Origin of the sequence: Bradyrhizobium ontarionense (assembly GCF_021088345.1) — a bacterium.
GTDB classification, from domain to species: Bacteria; Pseudomonadota; Alphaproteobacteria; order Rhizobiales; family Xanthobacteraceae; genus Bradyrhizobium; species Bradyrhizobium ontarionense.
The window spans coordinates 4,768,360-4,794,064 of record NZ_CP088156.1 but is presented as its reverse complement, the minus strand read 5'-3'; the positions used below and the strand labels follow the sequence as shown (position 1 = coordinate 4,794,064).

Below are 25,705 nucleotides of genomic sequence, written 5' to 3'. Positions count from 1 at the left end.
CGTTCAGCGTTTCAAGTAGGATCGCGCGTCCCTTAAGAAGGACGAAAGGAGCGGCTTCTGAGTTTCTTTGGTGAATTCAAGCTTTCCGTCTTGAAGAAACTCGATTGCGTCAGGCGGCAGACTTGTTGGAACAACCTCGTTCTCCGTCGCCAAAAGATTCTTGATCTCCTGAATCCAGTTCCGCACATTTCCTTTGGGAAACCGCTGGGCATCTTCGTGAAGAAGGTCTTCTGGACGGGTTCCCGGCGAAATTGCTCCAAAAGTGACTAATTTTCGCAGGTTTGCTTCGATCCGCTGCCTCGGGAAGAGCAGATTCAGATGTAGCAAAAACAAATCCGCAACTAGGGGCGTGGTGTCATCCATGAGGCTCACAAGTTGATGATTGTGATTCACAAACTCAGGCAGGACTGCATCTCTCCGGATTATCGGCTTACCCCAGAGCATGCCTTGTACCAGCCGGTCCTCGGTCAGCCAGAACCGTCTATCGCTTTTGGCAAGATTCTGAAGCCATACGCCAAAGTACGCGGCTTTTCCCGAGTGCAAAATTTGGCTTCGTGTGGCGTCCGCAGACAACAATTTGTCTTCGTTCATTCCAACTAGGAATTCATCGGTATCAAGAAATGCGAAGTATTCCGATGATTGTCTTAGGGCGTCGTATAGCCGCTTGAAGTTGGTAGTAATATGAATTGTGTCAACGGACCCTTTGTATGTGTAAATCAATATACGATCTGAATATGCTTCGTATGTTTCAATCACCGACTCGTTGGTTGAGCCGTTATCAAATATAACTATTCCGTCGGATCCGAAGAGATCGATGTAGTGCTGGATCCATCGCTTCAAAAGGAACCGCTCGTCTTTCGTTTTCAAAACGACCTTGATTGGCGATTCGCGCCCAGCGATCTCTCGGCAAATTTGATCGGCGTTTTCCTCCCAATTGAGAAGTCTCGTCTCAAGCATATTTTGTACCTCAGCAGTGAAACGACACCTTCCTGTGCAGTCATCCAGAAGGCTGGGATCGAAGTGCATCTTGGAGTTTTTTGTTGGCGTGCATCTTAATGTCAATGTCGTCTTTAGGTATGCTCCGCATAAACCGCTCGGCGATCTCGGTAAGAAGAATGTCAGGCTTGAATTCGTCGACTATCTCCCAGTCAATTGAAGACGACCAGACAAACATCACAGTGCGAACGGTCTCTGCGAACATCCCTGTGAGCATATGGGGGCGATACTCAAAAAAGGAGTCCCCGAAAACCAGGAGCCGAATGTCAGATTTCGCCTCCCGCTCGTTTTGGTACTCTACCATTGAGCCGACATGAAGCATGAGACCATTTGGAAGCTGGCCCGCTTCGCGAATCGTTACCAACTCATTCGCATTCGTACGTGAGGCGCCGATTCCAAATCGTCCAAACCGGATCGTCTCGGTCCTGTGCGGAATCAGTTTGGAACCCAAGTCCCAGCTGCCCTGGATTGATGGTGCAGGGCGTATAATGAGTTCCGCATTTTGCGGTACGTCCATATATGAGCAGAGCATCTGGTAGGCGCTATAGGCACCTTCGATCGTCCAGTGTGTATCTGTTTTGTGGAATATGTTGTATGTTCTCGCCTGCTTCCTGAGGTATGCCGTCAACGGCACTATAGTGCGCGTCAGGAGAGGGTCGTCGATCCTCTCGAGTTCTTCTGCGGGAAAACGCATATTCGATGTGATCGAACTGGCTTTGTCGCGCAAGATCGACAGCTTGTCTGGAACAAAGCAGTGGAGGTAGCGCGTGCCCTTGCGGGCCGCAGTCTCCGCGCGTTCAGCTAAAAGATTGCTCCAGCCAGAGCAGATGGATCGAAGGGCATCGTCGGATTCGGTGAACAGCTGCTGCACATTGTTGGTGCCGCCAACTAGGAAGAGGTGATTGTCGTCACCTTCGAATACATCGTTTGTCACGTGCGCCATGTGGGGCTCTCATCGACGTGGGGCGATATGTGAAAATTGCCCGTCGCGTTAACATGTCGCACCCTACAACGCTTGCGCCGTCGGGCAAATCAGAAGCACCTTTCTCGACGTCCCGGGCTCCTCGGAGGGGCGTGCGCGTCGTCACGGACGTTGGGCCTGGGATGCGGTGGACGTGCCGTGGCCGACTGACGAGCGGCCCTGGTGCGGATGGTCAAGTCGTGTGGTCCTGGCATCCCGATGCTGGTGTCAAGCGCAGCGCGATGACGCGTTGGCGCGACGGGGGCAAACAAGCCGGTCCCCGGGGAGAGCACGAAGTAAGCCGTAAACCACTGTGCAGGGAAGGCCGGCGTGATTCCGGCGCGACCTGTGGTTCCTGCCCCGTGCATTCTTTTCGCACGGGGGCCATGGGTGCGTTGGGCACCCGGTCTTCCCTGCGCCCTCGTCGATGAGGGCTGTGTCTTCAGGACAACTCGGGCGCCGATCGCGCCGCGAGAACGCGGTGCCATGGCCGGAGGTTGCAGGCCGCCGCGGGGCATCGGAGGTCTACTGCGCTGCCTTGCGGCCGAGCCGCTCGGTCTGATAGCCGCGCTGCAGGATCGTCTGCCACCACGGCTGCTGCTCGACATACCAGCGCACGGTCTTGGCGATGCCGGTCTCGAAATTCTCCTGCGCATTCCAGCCGAGCTCGCGCTCCAGCTTGGAGGCGTCGATCGCGTAGCGGCGGTCATGACCGGGGCGGTCGGTGACGAAGCTGATGAGCTGGCGGCGCGCGCCTTGCGGCGCAGGCGCGACCTCGTCGAGCAGGTCGCAGATGGTCTCGACCACGTGCAGGTTGGTGCGCTCGTTGCGGCCGCCGACATTGTAGGTCTCGCCGATCTGACCGCGCTCCAGCACCAGGGTCAGCGCCTTGGCGTGGTCCTCGACGAACAGCCAGTCGCGGATGTTCTGGCCGTCGCCATAGACCGGCAGCTTCTCGAAGCCGAGGCCCTTGATGATCATGTGCGGGATCAGCTTCTCGGGGAAGTGATACGGCCCGTAATTGTTGGAGCAGTTGGTGACCATGGTCGGCAGCTCATAGGTCTCGCGCCAGGCGCGCACCAGATGATCGGACGAGGCCTTGCTCGCCGAATAGGGCGAGTTCGGCGCGTAAGCCGTGGTCTCCGTGAACAGGCCCTCGTCGCCGAGCGTGCCGAACACCTCGTCGGTCGAGATGTGCAGGAAGCGGAAGCCGGCGCGTTTCTCCGGCGAGAGCGTGCGGAAGTGGCGCAGCGCCTCCTGCAGAATCGTGAAGGTGCCGACGATGTTGGTCTGGATGAACTCGCCGGGGCCGTCGATCGAGCGGTCGACATGGCTCTCGGCGGCAAGGTTCATCACCGCGTCCGGCTGGTACTTCTCGAACAGCTTGCGCAACGCAATGGCGTCACAGATGTCGGCCTGCTCGAAGGCATAGTGCAGATTGCCGGCCGCGCCGGGCAGCGAGTCGAGATTGGCCGCATAGGTCAGCTTGTCGATGTTGACCACGCGGGCATGGGTGTCGCGCAGCAGGTGCCGCACCACGGCCGAGCCGATGAAGCCGGCGCCGCCGGTGACGAAGATGGTGGAGCCCTTGAAACGCATCGATGCCTCCAGGCGTCAGCGGTGGAAGGAACGGGAGACGGACTGCAGATATTCGCCGTAGCTGCTCTTGGCGGTGCGCTCGGCGACCTTGTCGAACTGCTCCAGCGAGATGTAGCCCTGGCGCAGCGCGATCTCCTCGGGGCAGGCGATGCGCAGGCCCTGGCGCTGCTCGAGGATCTGGACGAAATGGCTGGCCTCGACCAGCGAGGCGTGGGTGCCGGTGTCGAGCCAGGCGAAGCCGCGGCCGAGCACCTCGACATAGAGGTCGCCGCGCTTGAGATAGGCGTTGTTGATGTCGGTGATCTCGATCTCGCCGCGCGCCGACGGCTTGATGTCGGCGGCGATGCTGACGACGTCGTTGTCGTAGAAATACAGCCCGGTCACCGCGACGTTCGACTTCGGCTGCTTCGGCTTCTCCTCGATCGAGAGCGCCCGTCCGGTGCCGTCGAGCTCGACCACGCCATAGGCCTGCGGCTCGTTGACGACATAGCCGAACACGGTCGCGCCCTTCTTGCGGAACGAGGCGCTCGACAGCATGCTCGGCAGGCCGTGGCCGTAGAAGATGTTGTCGCCGAGGATCAGGGCGACGGAATCATTGCCGATGAACTCGCGGCCGACGATGAAGGCGTCGGCGAGGCCGCGTGGCGTGTCCTGGGTGGCATATTGGAACCGCAGGCCGATCTCGGCGCCGTCGCCGAGCAGGCGCTGGAACAGCGGCTTGTCCTGCGGGGTCGAGATGATCAGGATGTCCCGGATGCCCGCGAGCATCAGCGTGGACAGCGGATAATAGATCATCGGCTTGTCGAACACCGGCAGCAATTGCTTGGAAACAACTGTCGTCACCGGGTACAGGCGCGAGCCCGTGCCGCCGGCGAGAATGATGCCCTTCATGGGACCCCTCAATGCGCAATAAATGTTAAGTTAACAGATGGCGTGCATTGCACAAGTTAGATATCCGGATAGAGTAAATTGGTATGGCTCTTATTTTTCAGCGTTGCCGATGAACCTTATCAAAACCGACCTGCCGGAAGTTATCATTCTCGAACCGAAACTGTTCGGTGATACCAGGGGCTTCTTCCTGGAGACGTTCCAGGCGGCCCGCTATCGCGACCTCGGCATCGCCGGGCCGTTCGTGCAGGACAACATGTCCCGCTCGGCCTATGGCGTGCTGCGCGGGCTGCACCTGCAGAACCCGAACACGCAGGGCAAGCTGGTCAGCGCGATGCGCGGCCGGGTGCTGGATGTCGCGGTCGACGTGCGCGTCGGCAGCCCGAATTTCGGCCGCCATGTCGCGGTGGAACTGTCCGAGGACAACCGCCGCCAGCTCTGGGTTCCCCGCGGCTTCGCCCACGGCTTCGTCGTGCTGTCGGACAGCGCCGACTTCTTCTACAAATGTGACGATTATTACAGCCCGAAGGACGAGATGTCGGTGCGCTGGAACGATCCGGCGATCGGCATCGATTGGGGCGTCGCCGATCCAAAACTGTCGCCCAAGGATGCCGAGGCGCCGCTGCTGGCGAATGCCAGGAATCTCCCGGTTTACGGACAGGTCTGATGCGGATCCTGATCACCGGAACCAGCGGGCAGGTCGGCGGCGCGTTGCGCCAGCTGTTGTCGGCGCGGGGCGCCGATGAGCTGATCTGCCCGCCGCGCGCGGACTTCGACCTGACGCAGCCGGACAGTCTGGCGGCGGCGCTCGATGGCATCAAGCCGGACCTCATTCTCAATCCGGCCGCCTATACCGCGGTCGACCGCGCCGAGGACGAGGTCGAGCTCGCGATGACGGTCAACGGCGCCTCGCCGGGGGTGATCGCGCGCTGGGCTGCCGCGCGTGGCGTGCCGCTGCTCCATGTCTCGACCGATTACGTGTTCGACGGCTCGGGCGAACGGCCCTGGCGCGAGGACGACCCGGTCGCGCCATTGTCGGCCTATGGACGCAGCAAGCTCGCAGGCGAGGACGAGATCCGCGCCGCCGGCGGAGCGCATCTCGTCATGCGCACCGCCTGGGTGTTCGGGGCCGAGGGCGCCAATTTCATGCGCACCATGATCCGGCTGGCGCGCGAGCGCGATAGCTTGCGCGTGGTCGCCGATCAGCTGGGCACGCCGACCTCGGCGCGCACCATCGCCGAGGTGATCGCCGCGATCCTGGCGCAGGGCAAAGGCGATCTGCCGGCGACCTTCGCCAAGGCCGGCGGGCTGGTGCATCTCACCAATGGTGGATCGACCAGCTGGCACGGCTTCGCCAGCGCCATCGTCGATGGCCTGCGCCAGCGCGATGTGGCCGTGAAGGCCGGGGACGTCGAGGCGATCACGACCGCGGACTTCCCAACCAAGGCGCGGCGTCCGGCCAATTCGCGGCTCGATCTGTCCCGGCTCGCGGTCGTGTACGGCATCGTGCCGCCGACCTGGCAGTCCGCGCTGGACGACGAGCTGGCCGAGGTTGCGCCGGGCTTGCGCTGATCGGCTCAGGCGCTGCGGCGCTTGCGGCCGAACGCCTGGCGGCTCCAGTGCCGGTCGGTCGATTTGTAGCGGACGGGGCAATGGATGCCGACCACCCGCTGCAGCGCGCCGAGGTCGAGCACCTGGGTCCGTCGCAGCAGGCCGCCCGGGCGCGGTGTCGCCCATTCCTGCGCGAAGGCGCGGGTGAACAGGCCGGGGCCGGTCGAGAGCCAGACGAGATCGGAATCGCCGCGGTTCATCGCGGCGACCGCCATGTCGAGCGCGCGCATGATGACCGGATGCTCGGGCGTCGCGGCGATGAAATTGTTGCCGATCGAGCCGTAGTTCTCCTGATGGACCACGAGCGTCGCGTCGGACCGGATGAAGTCGTCGACCGGCGCCAGGCAGCGATCGTCGGCATCGGCATAGATGCCGCCCCGCGCGGCAAGGTAGGCGAGGCGGAACAGGTCGGCCTTCTGCGCCGGCATCCGCGTGCGGCGGTAGGCGGACGCGACGTCGTCGCCGAACGCCGCGTCCAGGAAGTCCTGCGCCCGTCGGTCGTCGAAGCAGGTCCAGCGGTGCTTCGGATTGTGCTTGAGCCAGGACGACATGATCTCGCCGACGTCGTCCGGCGGATCGGCGTCCCAGAACTGCACGATATGGCGGGGTATCGGGCTGACGGCGCCATCCTCGCCCGCCGGGGGAGGCGGATCCAGCTGCCCGTCCTGGCGCAGCGCGATCGCGGCGATGATCGCGGCCGGGGTATAGTCGGGATGGGATTTGACGAGCTGACGCAACGGCTCGAATTGCTCGTCGAGCGGCAGCAGGCGAACGAGCCGCAACTGCGCCAGCGCGTCGGCATCGAGAGCAAACTCGTCCAGCAGTTGGCCGACATGATTTTGCGACAGGCCCAGCGACTGCTTCTTGAGCAGCAGCGACGACCGGTTGATGCGGACAAAATCCGACAGGGCCTTGCGTGAGCTCTCGAGGTCCAGGTTCATCAGCGCCGCCCTGGCGAGCTCGAAATGTGCCCACGCGTCGCTCGGGTTGAGACCGATGGACGTGCGATACGCCGCGATCGCCTCGTCATAGCGGAATTGCGCTTCCGCATTTTGCCCTTTGAACAAAGCAACGCGCGCCCGGTCCATCACGCTCGTTGCCGGCGCATCGTCGAGCGTCTTTTTCGCCTGGTCATAGGCCCCGGTCAGGGTCATGATCTGCACGCGGTGCGACCATAGCCAAAAGTTCGGGCGGGCGGCGTGGGCCAAGGCTTTGTCGAGCTGGTCCCGCGCACGGGTCCAGTCGCGCAGGTGACGCAACAGCTCGACCTCCATGCCGACCATCTCGGGATGTGCTCCGATCTGCTCGCGTGCCACCTCGATGATCTGAAATGCTTCCTCGCGCCGACCGAGTTCGAAAGCCGTCCGCGCGGCACCAAGGCGCGCCCAGACATTGGTGGGATGCGCGGCGGCCGCGCGCATGTATAGCGCCAGCGCTTCCTCCGGTTCGTCGCGCTGCACGGCCAGTTCGGCGAGCGCACATAGCGCGCCAGCGTGACCGATTTCTGTTTGAAGAGCGCGCTTGAGCCATTCGCTCGCGGACTCCGGCCGGCCGAGCGCGCGCTCCTCGGTTGCGGCTTCGATCATCGCCTGTACGTTGTCCGGATGATGCTCGATGAGGTCGGTAAACGCCTGGAGCGCGTCGGCGCGGCGATCCTGTCGGCGCATTAGCAGCCCGCGTTGCATCAACGCGCGTGCTTCCACCGGCAAGCTCGCGAGAACGTCGTCGAGAATGGCCGAACTTTGCTCAACGTCGCCCTGATCGCGCAACTCGACCGCGATGTCGATTAGTCTCGCTTTATTGGTCGGGTCAGCTCCTGCAGCTCGTCGGAACATCTCGAGCGCCGTGTTCCGGTCGCCGCGCCGGCGCATGATGTTGCCTAGCGCCGCCAGGCTATCGGCGTGACTTGGTTGAGACGCAATGACGGCAGAGAACAAGGTGGCAGCTTCATCGAGCCGATATTGCGCCTCGAGGAGATAGCCAAGTGCAATTCTTGCCCCGTTGTTGTCGGGCTGCGCAGCGAGAGCCTCACGCAATGCAGCTTCCGCCTCGTCCATTCGGCCAATCCGGCGCAGCGCGTAGCTCAGGCCGACAAGTGCGGCCAAGTTGCCAGGAGACACATTGAGCGCGGCTCGAAACTTTCGCTCGGCCTCGTCCGGCCGTGAAAGACGAAGCAAGATATGCCCCGCCTCGATATTGGCATGAGGATAGGATGGGGCACATCTGTCAGCGTTCTCAAAAGCTTCCAGTGACTGCTCAAGACGGCCCAGGCTTCGGAGCGCATAGCCGATTCCGAGATGCGCCGAGCGCGTATCGGCGCAACTGCTCGCGAAGCGCGTGAATCTTTCGATCGCTTCATCAAACCGCGCGAGCTTGTGCAAGCAGTTGCCGATTTCGATCTGCAGATCCGGCGCGTCCGGGGAATGCTCCGCGGCTCGTTCAAAGAATCTCAAAGAAGCTTCGTGGTCACCGCGTTCACGGGCGATCATCCCGAGTGCGCGCAGTGTTCCAATGTTGGTAGGCTGAAGCTCAACAATCTTCTGGAAACAGGCCATCGCTTGATCGAGGCGTTTGGCCTTGCGATGAACCCAGCCCAGCGCATTCAAGGCGCTGATGTTCTCTGGCGCCTCCTGCAAGACTTCCCCAAGGACCTGCTGGGCATCGTCCAGCGCGTCAATTTCCCGGAGACGGTGCCCAAGCTCGATCCGATGGCCAAGATCCGAAGGATCGAGCGCAATCGCCTGACGAAGAACTGAAGCCGCCTCTGAGGGATTGCCGATCTGCGTCAAGAGTTGACTCAGAGTGCGCAGGTGGGACGCCTTAGATGGTTCGTGCGCCACAAGGGCGCGCAATGCCGCGACGGCCTCTTCGATCCGGCCGAGTTCACGTAGCAGATTGGCCGCCTCGACCAGTGCGGAATTGTTCGACGTCGCGGTTGCTGCGCTCTGAAACGCCTGCAGTGCCTCCTCCGAGCGGTTCATGGACTTCAGCGTGTAGCCAAGCCCCATGCTGGCGCCGCCATGCTTGGGCTCCAGCGCGAGTACGCGACGGAAAGCGCGCTCCGCGTCGGCCAACTGCTTGAGGTGTCGGAAGGTGTGGCCGAGTCCGATCAGCGCAGCCTTGTTGTCTGAGTCGAGATCGAGACCTCGTTCGAACGCCGCGCGCGCTTGTGGTATCTGCGTCATGTGCAGATAGTCATAGCCGCTCTCAATGACTGCTGTCGCATTCGTGGGGTCGAGCGCACAAGCCGCCGTGAACGCGTCAAGCGAAGCCGTTCGATCTCCGCTCGTTCGCGATTTGCGCCCTCTTTCGATCAGTTCTCTGACCTGCTCGGTTTGAGACATCACCTATCCGCTGAATCGGCCATTATTAGTGGTTCTAACGCAAGCATGTCCTCGCCGAACGATATTGCCGAAGCGGCGGTCGAGAAAAACGATCTTCGTTCAGAGTTAACCGGTCGATCGTCAGCAAGAACAGCTTATCGTAACTCCATCAACCCCCGCGCCAGCAGACCCATCGGATCCGCGCTCCGGGCTTCCGCCGGGCCCTGCCGCGCGCCTCGACGCGATTGGCGCGGGCTCTCGCCGAAGGCCTGGCGGTAGGCGCGGTTGAAGGAGGCGATGCTCTTGAAGCCGTTGCCGTAGGCCACCGGTGCGATTCTCCTGTTCAAGAGGCCCGGCTCCTTGATTGTCTCGCGAACACGCTCGAGTCGGCGCGAGCGGACGTAGCTTGCGACGCCCCCGACCGGCTCGAACAGCCGGTACAATGAGGCGCGCGACAGGCCGAATGTTCGTGCAAGCGTTGCGGCGCTCAGATCATGCGCGTTCAGATGAGCGTCAATGTAGTTTCGAATGGTCACAAAGGACGCCAGTTCGGATGTCGCAGCGTCCATCGGTTTGCCGTCCGCGGTCAGGAGATTGAGAGAAAGCGCGGCGACTCCCTCGATGACGTCGTCGAGCACTTGCTGGCCCGTTCGCCGGACTTCCTCAGCGACTGTTTGCAATGCGGCGCCAAACACCGCGACGGCTGCGCTGGAGGCGAGGACGCGCCCGTGCACCCGATCATCGGGGATGCCATTTAACCTCCCCTGCGAGAGCCATAACGTGACGTGGGATCTCGCCGCTTCGCTGTTTTGCCATGCAAGACGAAAGGGATAGCGAAGACTGAACACCAGGATACTGCCGGCCGTACACAGTCGCCGATGGCCCTGTGTTTCGAGACTCAGCGTGCCCGAGCGGATCAGACAGAGCGCGATCTGATCAAAGGAGCGGCCGCTGATCACCCGGGGGATGCGGAGCAACTCCGGCGGCCCGCCCTGACCCATGCTGAGCGCGCCGCGTTGCGTGGCCCACACGCTGAACTCGTCGCTCGGTACGGCGGCGTCATCCTCGGCGACGTCAAATATTGGAAACAGAACGTCACGCCAGCGACGTCCGCCAAGCGTGCCGGAGATGGGTAGTTCGGAGCTTTCAAGGCAATAGGTCAGATCCATACAAGGTAATCGGTGGCCGCTGTTTTTGCAGTTCGTCTCAAATTGTTACTAAATCGTTTATGGGGTGCGTATGTTAATTGCTGGCCTTTTATCACATTGATAACAAATCGCGGCAATCGATTTCAGTAGGGAGCGTTTCATGGCATCGACGACCGAGACTTATAATTACGCATACTCCGTGATTTATAGCGGCGGCAGCTACAAGTTGGTTGACGCCAATCCCGGCTCGCCTGGCGTGAATCCCGTCGCTGACGGCATCAAGGTTCGCGATCCCGACGGTGGTTCCCTCTCGTCCGGTGAAAGCGTTCGTATCCCTAACATTGCCAGCGGTTCACTTGGTACGAGCGCGAAGTACGACTTCGTTGGTACGGCGACGCTTCAGGGCGCGGACGGCATCATCGTCGAAGACAAGTCCGGCAATCTCTTCTTCCTGACGGACAGCGCTTACACGGGCAATCTCAACGGTAATCACGGTACACTGAAGAGCGTCGATACCTCGACGACGATCTCACTCTGCTTCATGGCCGGCACCCTGATCCGGACGCCGGATGGCGAAGTTGCCGTCGAGACGCTGAAGCACGGCAATCAGGTTCTCACCCACGATGGCCGCGTCGCGACGGTCGACTGGCTGGGCGTGCAGACCATCTCGCTGCGGTTTGCCGACAAGCTGCGCGTGCTGCCGATCCGCATCAAGACGGGTGCGCTCGGCGACAACGTGCCGGCTCGCGATCTGCTCGTCTCGCCCGATCACGCCATCCTGGTCGAGGGCGCGCTCATTCACGCCGGCGCGCTCGTCAACGGGACGTCGATCGTGCGCGAAACCGACGTGCCGGCGACCTTCACCTACTACCACGTCGAGGTCGAGGATCACTCGTTGATCCTGGCGGAGAACACCCCGGCGGAGACCTTCGTCGACAACATCGACCGGCTGCATTTCGACAATTGGGCCGAGCATGAAGCGCTCTATCCCAACGGCAAGCCGATCAACGAGCTGCCTTATCCGCGCGCCAAGTCGCACCGTCAGGTCCCGGTCGCAACCCGGGTGATGCTGGCCGCTCGTGCTCAGGCGCTGTCGGGATCGACTGACGATAGCGCAGCCGCGTAGGCGCCGACGAATTCCGCTCTACTGATGGAACAGGCGGCGCCGCCAGCGCCGCCTGTTTTACTTTGAGGGCGGAACGCCCTCAAATGCCGTTCGGAAGATCGCGCGCGATCGGCGGCTCGTTCAGGCGCGGTTCGCGGTCGCCGGGCGGCCAGGCGAGCGCGCCATAGGGCACGCCGTTGCGGGACATCTGCGGACTGTAGAGGGGATCCGCGATCAGATGTTCCCCCCAGCGCGCACGCAGCATGTCCAGCTCGCGCTCGTAGCGATCGCGCCGGTCGGCGCGGCGGTCCTTGCCCCGGCTGGCGGATTCCGCATGGATCAGGCGGGCGTGTGGCGTGAGCACGATCCGCTTGCCGGCCTCACGGAGACGCAGACAATAGTCCACGTCATTGTACGCGACGGGGAACCGGATCTCGTCCATCCCGCCCATGGCGAGATAGTCGCTGCGCCGGGTGAGGAGACAGGCGGCTGTCACCGCACTGCACTCATGGCTCACACGCAGAAGATCAAGGTAGCCGGCATCGTCGGCCATGCGATCCGTGAAGGCGTGAGCGGCACTGAAATTGGTGCCCAGCACGATGCCGCCGTGCTGGATCACCCCGCCGGGCCACGTCAGGATCGCGCCGACCGCGCCGACGTCGGGTTCGGCCAGGCGCGTCAACATCTCCTCGAGCCAGCCGTCGTCGCGGGCCTCGATATCGTTGTTGAGAAGGCACAGGATTTCGCTGTCGACGGCTGCGGCCGCGCGATTGTTGAGCCGTGCGAAGTTGAAAGGCCCAGGGACCTTCAATGTCTTGATTCCCCGGCCTGGCAAAGCGGCCAGGAACGACAGCGTTTCCGGATCGGAGCTGTCGTTGTCGATCACCAGGATCTCTGCCTTCGAGCGCGCCACTGCTGGGGCAATGCTGTCGAGGCAGGTCCGCAGCAGCGGCAAATGGTCGCGCGTCGGGATCACGATGGTCGTGCGGTGGTGCTCGATCTCTCGCCGGACACGCACCGCCGGAAACAATCCGCCGTCACTGACCGTGACTTTCGCGGGCAGGCCGCGTGTTTCCAGGTGCAGCCGGGTGGCCGAGGCCAGACACTGGCCGGCCGCAGCGACATCGAAGCGTTCGACGGTTCCGAGCGAGCCCGGCAGATGCAGCACAGGAGCTGATGACGGCCCGGGCACATCGAACGACGCATTGAAAAGCCGATAGAGGTTTTCCGGCCGGACCACCAGGGCGACCCGGGCGGCATTCGCGCGTAGCGCAAAGAGGTGCGCGCAGTATCCCTGCTCCAGCATGCGTTCGTAGTCGAAGGCTGGAAAGGCCATCGGCCACAGTTCACCATCGGCCGCAACCAGATCAACGTCGCCATACAGCGCGACGGATTGCGGATGCTGGTCGAAGGCTGCAGCGATGCGGGCGAGGGCGTCCGGTGCCAACAGGGCGCCCGCCGCGAGCGCAACGATCGCGTCCGAATCAGCCGCGACTTCGTCGAGAAATTCCTCGAAGGCGTCGGCGTCCAATGCCGGGGCCGGGGCGTCCAGGATGCCGGCGGTCCAGTTCGCGTAGCTCTGCGCCTCGAGCGAGTCGATCGTCCGTTCAGCTCCGGCCTGGCCGACAATGATGACGGACAGCTGGAGCTGGCTCGCATCGGGTTTCGGCAGTGGAAAGCGGTCGCGCCAGGACACGTAGTTCGCGATCGGCAGCGAGGACGGAATGATCTGATCGTACAACTCGCCGCGCAGCCGCTCCGAGGAGAGGTCGCTGATGCGATCCATCATCCCGGCAAGCCCGTCGGGAAAAGCAACGAACATCGTGCTTGCGGGAAGCGGCTCGCGCGCTTCCTTGCGCATGGTCAGCTGATGAACACGGCCGTCGGCGAAGCGCTCGGGCAGATGGAGGTCGAAGGCGCGGACGTTGCGTCCCCCGCCGGGCGCGGCCGCATCGTCGATCCGCGACCAGATGGCCGCACGGACCTGAGCGACCGCCTCGCCGTCGACCAGGACTTCCAGCAGGCCCTCGGTCTGGCTGTCGATCCAGCCCGAAACGCGCAAGCCGCCGTGCCAGCGCAGAACAGCGTTCGGGCGCGGATCCTCGACCCCATCCTCGACGGCGGACAGGTCGATCGGGCGGCCGACCGCAGTCCCCAGATTCGCGATTCTCGCTTCAACGCGGCTGACCGCCGCGAGCTTCGCCTTGAGGATGCTGACGGCAAAGCCGAACGCGCCATCATTGAGTCCAAGCGCCGCAAGCTCGGGAACGAAATTGTCGGCATGGGCGGCGGCCACCACGATCCCGTCCAGGAGGATTTCGACCGTGAGGCGCCGATCCAGATCTGTGGGATCGAGGACGAAGCCCGCGAGCGTTCCGTCCTCCAGTAGGGCGATCCGGCTGGTTTCTGTCAGACCCTCGATCTCTGGGGCGGCCGGCAGCCGCGCGGGGGTGTTGTGCCTGCGCAAGGTGGTCATGATGTCGCGATCCAGCGGGTTACCGCTGCAGCTAGAGCTTCGTCGTCCGCAGTGCCTGGAAGGCCAAGGTCTCCTGGACGCGGTTCGAGCGTTTCGCCTGCCCAGTTGCGATAGGCCACCGGGCGCGGCGCCAGCCTGGCTGCCTCCAGAAGGGGATGGCCGAACACCGGCACTTCGAAATCCGTCAGGATCCAGCCAGGATTATGCGGAGCGAGGACGTCCGGCAACTCTTCAATCGCCACAGGGCCTGTGACAAAGATGTTCGGGAAAGACATCAGCCGGCGGTCATCGAGCGTTTCGCCCACGACGACGATCGAGACGGGGGATTTCGAGCTCCGTAACTGATGCGCCACGGCGCGGATGGCCTGCCAGGCCTGACTTGATGGTGCCATGGGGATGACGACCAGAGCGCGCGGTCGTTCAGGCACGGCTTCCGCGAGGGCCAGCGGCTGCACCGGCCATGCGTTCAGCTGAGCGGGACGACCCTGGCGCCCCTGTCGTACGGATGTCGACGGGCCTTGCGCGGTGCGGTTCTCGGCATAACGAAGCGCGGCCTCGGTCGGGGCCAGGACGCGCTCGTCGGCGCGTCCCTCCATCACCGGTATGTCGGCCGTCGTGATCCAGCGGTCGAGAGCGAGCCCAAGACGGTGGGCGACGTCCGCCAGGGCAGGCGGAAGCGCCGGGTCAGCTACTTCGATCCGCGATGGCCGCAATCTGGCGATCTCGCCTTCCGCCTCCGCGATCGCACTCGGCGTGTCGAAGCGCAGCAGCAGAGATTGCGGGACGTCGCCGTCGGCGGCTTTGAGCCGAAAGGTAAGCTTGGTCTGCTGCGGAATGAGCAGAACCGCTCGCTCGCCATCGTCCGCCAGGTGACGCGCCCGGGTCTCGGCGACCGGCAGCATAGCGCCACGTCCCGCGACGATCAGCACCCGGTTGCCCTCCGTGGCGGGAAGCGCGGATTCCAGCGCAGCACGGGACGAGCGTAACGGATCTGCGGCTTCGATCGCCCGGCATTCACTACGGTAGTTGGGGAATCGCCGATCGAGAATGTCGAAGTTGTAGAGCACGAGGGCCCGCTTGCTCTTCTGGAAGGAGAGCGAACCATGATGCCCGACATAGACGGACGGCGCGCAGACGTTGCGGAAACCTGCGGCGCGGGCGCGAAGGCAGAAATCGACGTCCTCGAGATAGCCGCGCCGAAAGCTCTCCGAGAGCGCTCCGATCCGATCGAGCACGGCTCGCTTGATGTAAAGGCAGAAACCGATGCCGCTCGGCATGTCGACCGTCGTGCCTGCATTCGCCTGTGCGGCGGCCTTGTCCCTGGCGACGATCTCGCCATCGCCGAGCATCGGGTTCGAGATGTCCGACGTCGGAAACGAAAAGAACTCGCCGTTGTTGGAGAGCGGCGTCACGGTTCCGATGTCAGGCGCCGAATAGGCCGCGGCTGCAAGCCTTTCGACAAAGCCCGGCGGCACGATGGTATCCGCATTCAGCAGGATGACATCGCCGTCTCCAACCTTCGTCAAGGCGCGGTTGACGGCGCCGATGAAGCCCTGGTTGGTGGGATTGACCAGAAGCGCGATGTCCTGAAGGGCCGCCAGCGCCTGAAGCTGGGCCTTCAGTGCCGGCTCCGGGCTCCCATCGTCGACCACCAGGATCTGGAACGGCGATCCGGCGCCACGCTTCGTTCCGAGCGCGCGTGCACGGCAGAGACTGTCGAGGCAGGCCATGGTCGCATCGGCATCGCCATAGACCGGCACGATGACCGTCTTGGTCTTTCCGTCCTTCCGTTCGACGGGGGACGGCGCGGGGCGGGGCAGCACCGGTCGGCTCGCAACCGGCGACAGCCGATAGGTCCGAAAGGTGCGCCCACCCAATCGCAGCGTCAGCGTTTGTGCCGTCTCAGACGAGGGACGACGTAGTTTCAACGCCGATGCCCGGATTCTGCTGCTGGCGAGCGGATGGAATGGATCCGGCTCCACAAGACTCGTGAGCGATCCGCCGTCCGTGTCGAGGCAAGCCTCGACATCGGCATCCCCGCTCCAGGCCACCCAGCCGACGATTTCGGAATCGTAGATCGACAACGCGGCCCAGCAGGTCTCGCCGGCGTCCCGCAGCACGGCCATTGCCGTCCGCAAGCTGGCGCCGACTGTGTCGGTCGCCAGCAGCTCGGTGGCTGCTTGGCGTCGACCTTCCTCGTCGGACCAGGCGAGCAGCCGCCGATTGGCGCCGACGTCGTGAGGGGCGATCTCGAGGGCTCTGGCCAGGTCCGCCAGAGCAGCCTCGCGGTGACCGAGGCGCCACGCGGCCTCGGCGCGCAGCACGAAACAATGCGCCCGGGCCGGCGGATCGAGACGGCAGCGCCGGTCGACATACTTGAAGGCAGAAACGAAATCCTCGGCCGCGAGAGCCTGCGCCGCCAGGCGCTCCAGCCGCAGATGGTGGCGAGCCGGCCTCGCCAGCTCTGATATGGCTCCGTTCATGACGAAAACCTTTGGCCGTCAGACCGAAGCCCGAACCATCATGGATGTGTCGAGCGGGCCGATCCCGTCGCAGCGGGGACGTCCTGACGCGGCCGGCTGCGGAAGACGCGAACGCGGCCCGACGAGGCTTCCTTCCGACTCGCCTTCGAAGCTTCTGGCTGAACCGGTACGGCGTCTTCGATCGGTTGGACGCTCTCGACGTTGATCCGAAGCCCGACGAGCGGCTCTCGCCCTGTGGGGCCGGAGAGGACGACTCTGCGACCGGTCGCCCGCAAGGTGGGAGCGCTCAGGAATACGGCCTCGGCGACGAATTGCAGATCACTCGGTCCGCTCATCTCGAGCACAATGCCGGTGATCGGCAGGGCGCGGCCTCGCGTTCCGGCAAAGGTCCCGAGCGGCACGAGCTTGCTGTTGCCAGCCTGGGGATTGGCGAACTGAACTGCGTAGCGGATGTCGAGACCGGCGGGGATATCCGGCCAGTCGAGCATGATCCCTTCGACGCGGGAGGGGGCCGTCGGGCCGGCGATCCAGCTGTTCTGGCCGACCATGACATCGCCGAGGCCGGCGACATGGGCCAGCAGGCGCAAGCCGGGGCCGACATCCTGCGTCAGAGCGGAGGCGGGAGCGGCCGCTGTCGGCGCAAAAGCCATGGTCGTTCGCGACAGCGTCGGGGGACTGCCAGGGGTGATCGGCTCGATGCGGACGGCGGCAGCACGAGAGCCGCCGTGACGCATGGGCAGAACTTGAACCAAAAGCGTGGCCGGAGCCTCGACCCGCACCACCAGTGCCGAATTGGGCTGCCACAGCACGGCCTCGTCAGCGTCCGGATGCAACACCAGCTCGATCCGCCGTTCGTGGCCCGGCGCAGGCGAGACCATCACGCGGGGCGGCGCCGCCAAGTCCTCGGCACTCTTGTAGCTGACGAAGAAAAGGCCCCGGTCGAGCTGGACGACCTTCTGCTGGTCAAGCTCTGTGCCGCGATTCATTCTTTACTCCCGCCCGCTATGCAATCCCGACCGAGGCAACGCCCCGAACACCATGACAAATCCACCATGCTGCTTTACCGTGTTGCATAATATCACATACTTCACACTTCGCGCCCGGAAATGTTCGTTATAGTGAAGGTGTCGGCGAAATACTCAGGCATCAAGTTTTGCAGGTGATTACAGGGCGCAAGCGACGTTTTTGCTTTCGGAGCGGGCAATCCAGCGTGGAGACCGCCTAGTGAAGGTTCTATTCGTTCATAACAATTTCCCAGCGCAGTATCGCAATCTCGCCGTGTCGCTGGCAAAGGAACCGGGCAACGAGCTCGTCGCGATCGGGGCTTCGAACGCGCAGCCGATGCCATCGGTCCGGCTTCTCAAATATGCCCTTGCGGGGGCCGATGTTTCCGCAACGCATCCTTTTGCAAGGCGGTTCGATCTCGAGTGCCGGCGTGCCGAACAGGTGCTCTACAGCCTGTCGAGTCTCTCTTCTTCGGGCTTCGTCCCCGATGTGATTCTCGCACATCCGGGCTGGGGCGAAACCCTGCCTCTCCGGACGATGTTTCCAACCGCGCGCCTGATTCTTTATTGCGAGTTCTTCTACGGCGCGCAGGGACGTGATCTCGGCTTCGATCCGGAGTTTCCGACGACCGGCCTGGATGGCCACATCGGCCTCCACCTGAAGAATGCGACGACTCTGCTGGCGCTGGAGGATTGCGATATCGGCGTCTCGCCGACATCCTGGCAGCATTCGACCTTCCCGACCCAGTATCAAAACAAGATCGAGATCGTGCATGAGGGCATTGATACCTCGCTGGTGAAGCCCAACCCGCTCGCGCGTTTGCGCCTGTCCGACGGACGGGAGCTGAGCCGAAACGATGAGGTCGTGACCTTCGTCGCCCGGAATCTGGAGCCGCTCCGCGGCTATCATATCTTCATGCGGGCATTGCCGAAGATTCTGGCCCGGCGCCCGAAGGCGCAAGTCGTCATCATCGGCGGCGATGGGATCTCCTACGGACTTGCGCCGCCGCCGGGCACCAGTTGGAAGGCCACCTTCCTCAACGAGGTCAGGCAGCAGATCGACCTCTCGCGAGTCCACTTTCTTGGACGTGTCTCCTACGAGACGTTTCTGGCGACCCTGCAGGTGTCCTCTGCTCACATCTACCTGACCTATCCGTTCGTGCTGTCGTGGTCGATGCTGGAGGCGATGAGTGCCGGTTGTCTCGTGATAGGCTCGGACACTGCGCCGGTCCGCGAGGTCGTGCAGCCCGACCAGAACGGAATGCTGGTTCCCTTCCACGCCGTCGACGATCTCGCCGACCGGGTCTCGGCCGTTCTCAAGGATCGTGATCGACTGCAGCCGATGCGGGACGCGGCGCGTCGCTACGTGGTCGAGAATTTCGATGCGGCGCGTGTGTGCGTGCCGAAGATGCGGAGCCTGCTCATCGGCGAACCGCCGCGTCCGCCGTCACGCCGCTTCTGGCCCGGACGGGTGCTGCCGTCCTGGGAACGCCGCGGCAAGGCCGGCGCGAGCACGATAGGTGCGGCGGCTGAGAAGGCCGCGCATGCTCCTGTGAAGAACGGCCAGCGGGCGAGTGGGGCGGAGATCGCAGCCAAGCGCGTGAAGTCTGGCCGGCGGCGATCCGTCCAAGGTGCATCCAGCGATACAGGCGCGCCGCGCCGGGGGCCGCGAGGTTAGATTTCCGTCGTTCGTCATGCTATCAATTCGACGCCTGCAGACCCGCTGCTCATGAGGAGGAACAGATGCCATCACGCGCTGCCATTCGCCAGACGCTCGCCTGCGGCGCGGCCGGCTTTCTCATCTGCTCTCTGCTCGGCATCACCGCAGCCGGTGCCGCGGACGCCGCGATCCCTCGGCGCGAGGCGCGGCATGTGAAGGCCACCACGGAATATGACGTCTATCCACGGCGCATCCGTCACCGGCATTGGGGATGCTCGGACCGGTATTCCTGCATGGCGCTCTACGGCGCCTATGGTCCCTATGGTGGCCCGGGCTATTGGGGTGCATATACGGGATGGTACCGCTGACCGCCGGCCGCGGCGCGTCCACGTGAACGACGCGGCGGTGATCTCGCATGTTTAGTCGGTTGTTGTCGCGGATCGACCAGCGCGCGCGGATTCCTGACGGTATCGTTCTCTACGCCATCGGCGATATTCACGGCTGCGCCGATCTCCTGGCCGACGCGTTCGACCTCATCGACCAGGATATCGCGCGGACGCGTTCTGGGCGCGCGATCCATGTTTTTCTCGGCGATTACATCGATCGCGGCCCCGATTCGCGCCGCACGCTCGATCTCCTGATCACGCGCGCGCGAGCTCATGAGAGCGTATTCGTCAGAGGAAATCACGAGTCGATCCTGAGCGACGTGCTCCGGCGCGACGATCTGCTGCCGGATTGGCTGCGGCTCGGCGGGGCGGCGACACTGATGTCCTATGATGTTCTCCTGCCCCGTGCGAATCCCGAGGCGGCACTGCTTCGCAGGTCGCTATCAAAGGCTCTGCCGCGCGCGCACAGCGAATTTCTCACCAGCCTCAGACCATCCTTCACCTGTGGAGATTTCTTCTTCGTCCATGCCGGTGTCCGTCCAGGCGTGCCGCTCTCGCATCAGAGCGAGGAGGACCTGATGTGGATCCGCGAACCGTTTCTCAGCAGCAGCGAAGACTTCGGCAAGGTCGTCGTCCACGGCCACACGCCGGTCCGTGAGCCGGACATTCGGGACCATCGCATCAATATCGATGTCGGTGCCTATGCCACAGGCAGGCTTGCCGTGCTCGTGATCCGCGGCCACGACATCGACATCCGCTGCGTCGGCCGGCCGAGGTAGTCCGTCATGCCTGTAGTGGCGGATCATGCCAGGCGCTTCATGTGGCGAGCGGTACGCGGGCGTACGCTGCGTGTCGTCCCCGCGCTGATCATGCTGGTCGTGCTCTGTGTTGCGGCCGGAAAGATCTGGCTCGGCCTTGCGGCCCGCGATGCCGTCGCGCTCCCTAAGCGAGGCTCGCTGTTCTACGAGGCATTGGCGGTGCTGGATCCCGCGCCCGCCGCCGCCGTGTCGGTCGACGCCGCCGAAGCCGCGTTTCGTGCTGCCACGAATGACGATCGCGCCGGCCTGATCTTCCGCAGCGAGCACGCCCAGCAACTGATCGTTCGCGCGCTGAGCGAGCGGCCCTTACAGCCGCGGCTCTGGCTGTGGCGGGTGTCTCTCCTGGAACGGCTGGATCCCGACGACCCGCGGATCGCACCGAGCATGAAGATGGTCTACTTCACCTCGCCGGCGTCGGGGACGCTCACCGCGGAGCGGCTGCGAGCAGCGGTGCAGCTGAGGAAGCTGGACGATCGGGAACTCGCGGACTTGATTCGCGCCGATATCACGATGCTGTTGTTGCAAGGTGGAATGTTACAAGGTCGAAATGCCCAACCAGCGATCATCCCGTCTGAGATCGGGGACGCCTATCGAGAAGGCTCAACGGCCGGCCGCGCTCTGCTGGTCGGGGTGGTCGCGGACACCAGGCCCGACCTGCTCTCTTTGCTTCGCTGACCCGCCCCTCGATTCTCTGGACTGATCAAGCAGGTTCCGTGGCGGCAATCAGTTCGATCCGAGACTCGATCTTCGCATGCGCTGGGTCTGGCTGGTGAGGTCTGCGGCGATGCGCCTCAGCTTCTCGTTCTCGTCGAGCAGGAGCGCAATCCGCTCCTGAAGGTAGAAATCGGCACCGGGAAATCCGCGGTGATCTTCGTAGTTCTCATCGTAATGGTGTAGTTCACTACGCTTCATGTCGCTATCCTACGTCTTAAAGCCAAATAATAATTGACGTGACTCACAATGAATAACCGACGATCTCATACGCACATGTGACGCGTTGACGGATGCGTACACGAGATGCGCGAGGTCTTCGACCAATGCACGGGAATATGTCACGGCTCGGCCGGATTGGGTAGCCGGTTTATTCGGCGGCGGCTGCAAAGCCATTATGCGGCGTGTGCCTGAAAATGTTAACGAATGAGAATCGTGCGGCTCTATGATATGTCGGCCGTAGCTGCTCCAAAGCTTGTTTTTTCAGGTTCTTCGCGCCATCGGTCCGGTCCGGATGTCGCGTTTTCTTAACAGACGAGTGTGAAGTTCCATGGATCGACGGTCAAGCTCATGACATCGGACCGTTTGCCTCCTCAGGTCAAGAACGCCGTCGCTGCGCATCCAGAGGTTGAATTTGCGCTCGTGTTGGCGCGCACGATCGATGCAGTGAACGGAGATCCCGAGCAGCTGCGTAGTGCGGTCTACGAACTCGCTCGCCACAAGTTGCAGCAGCTGTCGGAAGACGATCCGACGGAAAAGGCGCGGCTGATGCAGGCGCTCGAGGTCGCCATTGCCGGAGTCGAGTCGCACATGACGACGGCGGGTCAACAAAGTCTCCCGCGGCAGCCAACTCCGCTTGTGCATCGCGTTCAAGGAGAGCCTCGCTTGTCGGTGTCGCTCATCGAAGGTCCGGAACGCGGCTCTGAAACGCTTCATGCTCCGCCGGCGAGCGACGACAACGCGACCAGGTCCGTCGCAGTTTTCGACGTCGTCCGTCGCCTTCTGTCTTTCATGCCTGCGCGTCTTGCCGTCGTGCTGCTGTTGATCGTCATGGTCGTTGGTGGCATCGCGTCGGCTCGGCGACACGACCTTGCGGCTCTCCAAAGCCTGTTGGGCTTTCGGACGTCGGCCCCTGCGGCTGCGCCGGTCGCGGCGCCGCCTTCACCGTTGCCGGAAGTCCCGATAGCCGCAGCAACGCCGGCTGCACCGGCGCGAGACCCTCGACTGCCTACAGCCTATGGTGTCTACGCGGCGACTGCGGACCGCCTTTTCGACCTGCAGCAATTACCAGGACGCGTCCCGGATCCACGTGTTGCCATCTCGGCTGCGATCACGAAGCCGAGCGAGACGACGCTCCCTGACGGTCGCGCGAGGTTCGTCGTCTTCCAGCGGGACTCGGCCGCTGACGTATTTGAGAAGGTTGAAGTTCGTGTCATCGCGCGGGTCAGGCAGGCGACCAGCTTCGATCCATCCGGCAAGCCGATCGTCTCGAACGAGGACGAGACATGGGTCGTTCGCAACATCTCGATTCCGTGCCGAGCGGCTCCGATGAAGGATGATCCTCAGATGTATGAAGTCACGCCACGCGATCCAGATCTCCAATTTCCCGCTGGCCGCTATGCCCTCATCGTGAAAGGGCGGGCGTTCGATTTCTCAATCGCTGGCCCGGTGACGGACAAGCGCCAGTGCCTTGAAAGATTGGTCGCCGCGAACGGGACGTTTTATTCGGAGTGCCAGAAGCCTTGAAGGGGCGGTCGTGGCGTCGACCGGCTCCCTTGGCAGCAGGATATCCCGCTCGCGTACGAGGTTCCTCGGGAGTCGTCGAGCTTGCCCGGGGGTGTGACGCGCGCCACAGTCACGCCTGCTGATCTGCGCCATCCTCCACGGCAATGATGGAGGTGACAATGGTCTATGTGCTCGATTCCGTACTGGCTGCCGCGCTGCTGTTCTTCCTGTTTCTGCCGATCACGGATCGCCGAACGGTGACGATGAAGCTTGGAATGATGGTCGCTCTCGCCGCCATCCTCTCGCTCTCGCTGACCATCCCTGGCGGCTCCGCCCCGGGCGTCCAGCCTGCCGGGATGGTGTTGAGCAGCAATTGAGCATGGCGGATCGGGCATTCGCTCCGGTGTCCGCGTGCACTCCAAGCGAATGCTGGAGCCGGAACACCAGTAGCGTCGTCCTCTCCGTCGGTTCGATCGAGGTGCCTCGCCCCAACATTGGCAGCGCGTCCTTCATCGTGTAGCACCGGGCAACCTTCATACGACACCCGAGGACACAGATGCCCGCTCTTGCCCATGCGCTGCTTGCGGCACTCAAGGATCATGGCGCCCGCGAGATCTTCGGCATTCCCGGTGATTTCGTCCTGCCGCTGTTCAAGGTGATCGAGGAAAGCGATATCCTGCCGAACGTCACGCTGAGCCATGAGCCGGCGGTCGGCTTCGCCGCGGATGCAGCGGCGCGATACCATGGCGGGCTTGGCGTTGCCGTCGTGACCTACGGCGCCGGTGCCTTCAACCTCGTGAATGCGATCGCCGGCGCCTATGCGGAGCGCTCGCCGGTCGTGGTGATCGCCGGCGCTCCCGGCGCGCGCGAACGCGTCTCCGGCTTTCTGCTGCATCATCAGGCCCGCACCGTCGACACGCAACTCGCGGTCTTCAAGGAAATCACCTGCGATCAGGCGGTTCTCAGCGATCCGGTCACCGCACCGGCGCAAATCGCGCGCGTGCTGCGCAGTGCGAGGGAAATGTCGCTGCCGGTCTATCTCGAATTTCCACGCGACATGGTGGACGCCGAGGTCGAGGCGGTGGTGCCGCTGCCGTCGCGGCAGGCCAACCAGGAAGCGCTCGGCGAATGCGTCGAGGAGATTCTCGGCCGCATCGAACGGGCCGTACGTCCCGTGATCGTGGTCGACGTGGAAATCCGTCGTTATGGCGTCGAGGACCGGATCGCAGCGCTCGCGCGCAAGCTGGCCTTGCCGCTGGTCACGACCTTCATGGGGCGCGGCCTGCTCGACAAGGCGGACGATGTCGTTGCCGGCACCTATCTCGGCGCCGCGGGTGATCCGGCGATCACGCAACTCGTCGAAGATGCCGATCTCGTGCTGATGTTGGGTGTCATCCTGTCGGACACCAATTTTGCCCTGTCGAACCGCGCACCGGACCCGCGGCGCATGATCCTCGCCGCCAGTCGTGAGGTGCAGATCGGCCATCATGTCTATCGCGACATGCCGCTCGGCGACCTCATCGACGCGTTGGACGATCGCGCAACGAAGCGGACGGCTCCGACCACCTTGCCGCGGCAGCGTACGGCCTATCCGCGCGGCCTCGTTGCCGACGGCCAGCCGATCGCACCGTCGGACATCGCGACCGCCATCAACGACATGTTCGACCGTCACGGTCGGATGCCGATGACCTCGGACATCGGCGATTGCCTGTTCACCGCGATGGAGATCGACAACACGGCGCTGGCGGCGCCGGGCTATTACGCCGGCATGGGTTTCGGCGTACCGGCCGGCATCGGCGTGGCCGCGACCGGGCTTCGGCCGCTGGTCCTGGTCGGCGACGGCGCGTTCCAGATGACAGGCTGGGAGCTCGGCAACTGCCGCCGCTATGGCCTCGATCCGATCGTCGTGGTGTTCAACAACTGCAGCTGGGAGATGCTGCGCGTGTTTCAGCCGGAGTCCCGGTTCAACAATCTCGACGACTGGCACTATGCCGACATCGCCAACTCCATCGGCGGCACGGGCGAACGCGTCGCAACCCGCGCCGAGCTCGTCGCCGCGCTGGAGCGCGCCGCGCAGCGGCGCGGACAGTTCTCGCTGATCGAAGTCATGCTGCCGCGCGGCAAGACCTCGGACACGCTTGCGCGTTTCGTCGCGGGCTTCAAATCGGCCCGCGAGCGCATGACGAAAGCCTGAGGGAAGTGGCCGGCTGTCGAGCTCTCGCTGCCACGAAAAACCGTGCCCAATAGCTCCCGTTTCGCTGTGCAGGACCGATCCGATCGGTTGCCACCGACCTATTGCACCGCCTTCTCATGAGCGGCCAGGCCCACCGCCATGTAGTCGTAGGTGGGATAGAACTCGGTGCGATACGCGCCCCACGCCGTGTTCTCCAAGATGCGATTGACCTCGCGCAGACGCGATGCCGGCAGGCGCAAGGTGACGACTTGGCCGATCCCCATCATCACGTACCAGCTCACCACCTCGACGCCTGCGGGCGGAAACGCCTTGTAGTAGCCCTGGCGCTCGAGCTGGGCATTGAGCTCGTTCAGCGGCCGCGACTGATCGTGCTTGAGGAAGATGGTCAGCAGCACCGCATTGTCCGCCGTCGGCGTCGTCGCTGCCGGATCTCCCGCGCTCTGCGCGCCACCGTCGGAATTGAACAGCGCGGCGCATGCCAGCACCAGGGCGGTCATCAAAGCCTTGCTCGCTCTCACGTCAGCCTCCTTGCTTGCGGGGTCTCGCGTGCCGAGAGCCGCGATCGGCGGCTTAGCAGGTCCGGCAAATCTGGAAACGTCCGGGCGCGCCGGCTCAGG

The 25,705-nt window shown here is 63.3% G+C and carries 21 protein-coding genes; 10 read left to right on the top strand and 11 right to left on the bottom strand.

Features of this window, described 5'->3' with window-relative positions; genetic code table 11:
* Positions 1-3 precede the first annotated feature (3 nt).
* The 4 genes from LQG66_RS21135 to rfbA form a co-directional block, all read right to left on the bottom strand.
* Complete coding sequence (locus LQG66_RS21135) at positions 4-1,026, bottom strand: glycosyltransferase family 2 protein (protein ID WP_231317611.1); 1,023 nt, start codon at positions 1,024-1,026, stop codon at positions 4-6.
* On the bottom strand, positions 998-1,939 hold the full coding sequence (locus LQG66_RS21130; protein WP_231317610.1) for an alginate O-acetyltransferase AlgX-related protein: 942 nt from the start codon (positions 1,937-1,939) through the stop codon (positions 998-1,000). The genes LQG66_RS21135 and LQG66_RS21130 overlap by 29 nt, the downstream gene beginning before the upstream one ends.
* A gap of 543 nt (positions 1,940-2,482) precedes the next feature.
* Complete coding sequence (gene rfbB / locus LQG66_RS21125) at positions 2,483-3,556, bottom strand: dTDP-glucose 4,6-dehydratase (protein WP_231317609.1); 1,074 nt, start codon at positions 3,554-3,556, stop codon at positions 2,483-2,485.
* 15 nt (positions 3,557-3,571) lie between these two features.
* The gene (gene rfbA, locus LQG66_RS21120; protein ID WP_231317608.1) at positions 3,572-4,447 is read right to left on the bottom strand and encodes a glucose-1-phosphate thymidylyltransferase RfbA; all 876 of its coding nucleotides are present in this window, start codon (positions 4,445-4,447) and stop codon (positions 3,572-3,574) included.
* A gap of 109 nt (positions 4,448-4,556) precedes the next feature.
* Here rfbA and rfbC point away from each other — a divergent pair, with 109 nt between their 5' ends.
* Together rfbC and rfbD are read left to right on the top strand one after the other, a co-directional pair.
* Positions 4,557-5,111 carry a dTDP-4-dehydrorhamnose 3,5-epimerase gene (gene rfbC, locus LQG66_RS21115; RefSeq protein ID WP_231317607.1) on the top strand — a complete coding sequence of 185 codons (555 nt, stop codon included), beginning with the start codon at positions 4,557-4,559 and terminating at the stop codon, positions 5,109-5,111.
* Complete coding sequence (gene rfbD, locus LQG66_RS21110; RefSeq protein ID WP_231317606.1) at positions 5,111-6,016, top strand: dTDP-4-dehydrorhamnose reductase; 906 nt, start codon at positions 5,111-5,113, stop codon at positions 6,014-6,016. The genes rfbC and rfbD overlap by 1 nt, the downstream gene beginning before the upstream one ends.
* 5 nt (positions 6,017-6,021) lie before the next feature.
* On the opposite strand, the gene LQG66_RS21105 is transcribed toward rfbD, so the two are convergent.
* Positions 6,022-9,399: a tetratricopeptide repeat protein gene (locus LQG66_RS21105; RefSeq protein ID WP_231317605.1), complete on the bottom strand. Its 3,378-nt coding sequence runs from the start codon at positions 9,397-9,399 to the stop codon at positions 6,022-6,024.
* A gap of 134 nt (positions 9,400-9,533) precedes the next feature.
* Entirely contained in the window at positions 9,534-10,547 is a 1,014-nt protein-coding gene (locus LQG66_RS21100) for a helix-turn-helix domain-containing protein (RefSeq protein ID WP_231317604.1), read from the bottom strand.
* A gap of 139 nt (positions 10,548-10,686) precedes the next feature.
* On the opposite strand from LQG66_RS21100, the gene LQG66_RS21095 reads away from it, so the two are divergent.
* Positions 10,687-11,652 carry a Hint domain-containing protein gene (locus tag LQG66_RS21095; protein ID WP_231317603.1) on the top strand — a complete coding sequence of 322 codons (966 nt, stop codon included), beginning with the start codon at positions 10,687-10,689 and terminating at the stop codon, positions 11,650-11,652.
* A 79-nt stretch (positions 11,653-11,731) separates the two neighbouring features.
* Here LQG66_RS21095 and LQG66_RS21090 read toward each other — a convergent pair whose 3' ends face one another.
* The 3 genes from LQG66_RS21090 to LQG66_RS21080 are packed head-to-tail and all read right to left on the bottom strand — an operon-like array spanning position 11,732 to position 17,576.
* On the bottom strand, positions 11,732-14,107 hold the full coding sequence (locus tag LQG66_RS21090; RefSeq protein ID WP_231317602.1) for a glycosyltransferase: 2,376 nt from the start codon (positions 14,105-14,107) through the stop codon (positions 11,732-11,734).
* Entirely contained in the window at positions 14,104-16,590 is a 2,487-nt protein-coding gene (locus LQG66_RS21085; protein ID WP_231317601.1) for a glycosyltransferase family 2 protein, read from the bottom strand. The genes LQG66_RS21090 and LQG66_RS21085 overlap by 4 nt, the downstream gene beginning before the upstream one ends.
* A gap of 38 nt (positions 16,591-16,628) precedes the next feature.
* A complete protein-coding gene (locus tag LQG66_RS21080; protein WP_231317600.1) occupies positions 16,629-17,576 on the bottom strand; it encodes a hypothetical protein in 948 nt (315 codons plus the stop codon).
* A gap of 238 nt (positions 17,577-17,814) precedes the next feature.
* On the opposite strand from LQG66_RS21080, the gene LQG66_RS21075 reads away from it, so the two are divergent.
* From LQG66_RS21075 to LQG66_RS21060, 4 genes are all read left to right on the top strand, one after another.
* Positions 17,815-19,272, top strand: a complete 1,458-nt coding sequence (locus tag LQG66_RS21075; RefSeq protein WP_231317599.1) for a glycosyltransferase — start codon at positions 17,815-17,817, stop codon at positions 19,270-19,272.
* 65 nt (positions 19,273-19,337) lie between these two features.
* Positions 19,338-19,622, top strand: a complete 285-nt coding sequence (locus LQG66_RS21070) for a hypothetical protein (RefSeq protein WP_231317598.1) — start codon at positions 19,338-19,340, stop codon at positions 19,620-19,622.
* Positions 19,623-19,669: 47 nt separating this feature from the next.
* On the top strand, positions 19,670-20,419 hold the full coding sequence (locus tag LQG66_RS21065) for a metallophosphoesterase family protein (RefSeq protein WP_231317597.1): 750 nt from the start codon (positions 19,670-19,672) through the stop codon (positions 20,417-20,419).
* Between the two features lie 6 nt (positions 20,420-20,425).
* Positions 20,426-21,133: a hypothetical protein gene (locus tag LQG66_RS21060; protein WP_231317596.1), complete on the top strand. Its 708-nt coding sequence runs from the start codon at positions 20,426-20,428 to the stop codon at positions 21,131-21,133.
* 48 nt (positions 21,134-21,181) lie between these two features.
* Here the strand turns inward: LQG66_RS21060 and LQG66_RS21055 are convergent, their stop codons facing one another.
* The gene (locus LQG66_RS21055; protein ID WP_231317595.1) at positions 21,182-21,370 is read right to left on the bottom strand and encodes a hypothetical protein; all 189 of its coding nucleotides are present in this window, start codon (positions 21,368-21,370) and stop codon (positions 21,182-21,184) included.
* A gap of 369 nt (positions 21,371-21,739) precedes the next feature.
* On the opposite strand from LQG66_RS21055, the gene LQG66_RS21050 reads away from it, so the two are divergent.
* The 3 genes from LQG66_RS21050 (at position 21,740) to ipdC (ending at position 25,088) form a co-directional block, all read left to right on the top strand.
* Positions 21,740-22,915: a hypothetical protein gene (locus LQG66_RS21050; protein ID WP_231317594.1), complete on the top strand. Its 1,176-nt coding sequence runs from the start codon at positions 21,740-21,742 to the stop codon at positions 22,913-22,915.
* Positions 22,916-23,073: 158 nt separating this feature from the next.
* Entirely contained in the window at positions 23,074-23,271 is a 198-nt protein-coding gene (locus tag LQG66_RS21045) for a hypothetical protein (protein WP_231317593.1), read from the top strand.
* A 179-nt stretch (positions 23,272-23,450) separates the two neighbouring features.
* A complete protein-coding gene (gene ipdC / locus LQG66_RS21040) occupies positions 23,451-25,088 on the top strand; it encodes an indolepyruvate/phenylpyruvate decarboxylase (protein WP_231317592.1) in 1,638 nt (545 codons plus the stop codon).
* A 98-nt stretch (positions 25,089-25,186) separates the two neighbouring features.
* Here ipdC and LQG66_RS21035 read toward each other — a convergent pair whose 3' ends face one another.
* Complete coding sequence (locus tag LQG66_RS21035; protein WP_425601346.1) at positions 25,187-25,585, bottom strand: hypothetical protein; 399 nt, start codon at positions 25,583-25,585, stop codon at positions 25,187-25,189.
* Between the last annotated feature and the right edge of the window lie 120 nt (positions 25,586-25,705).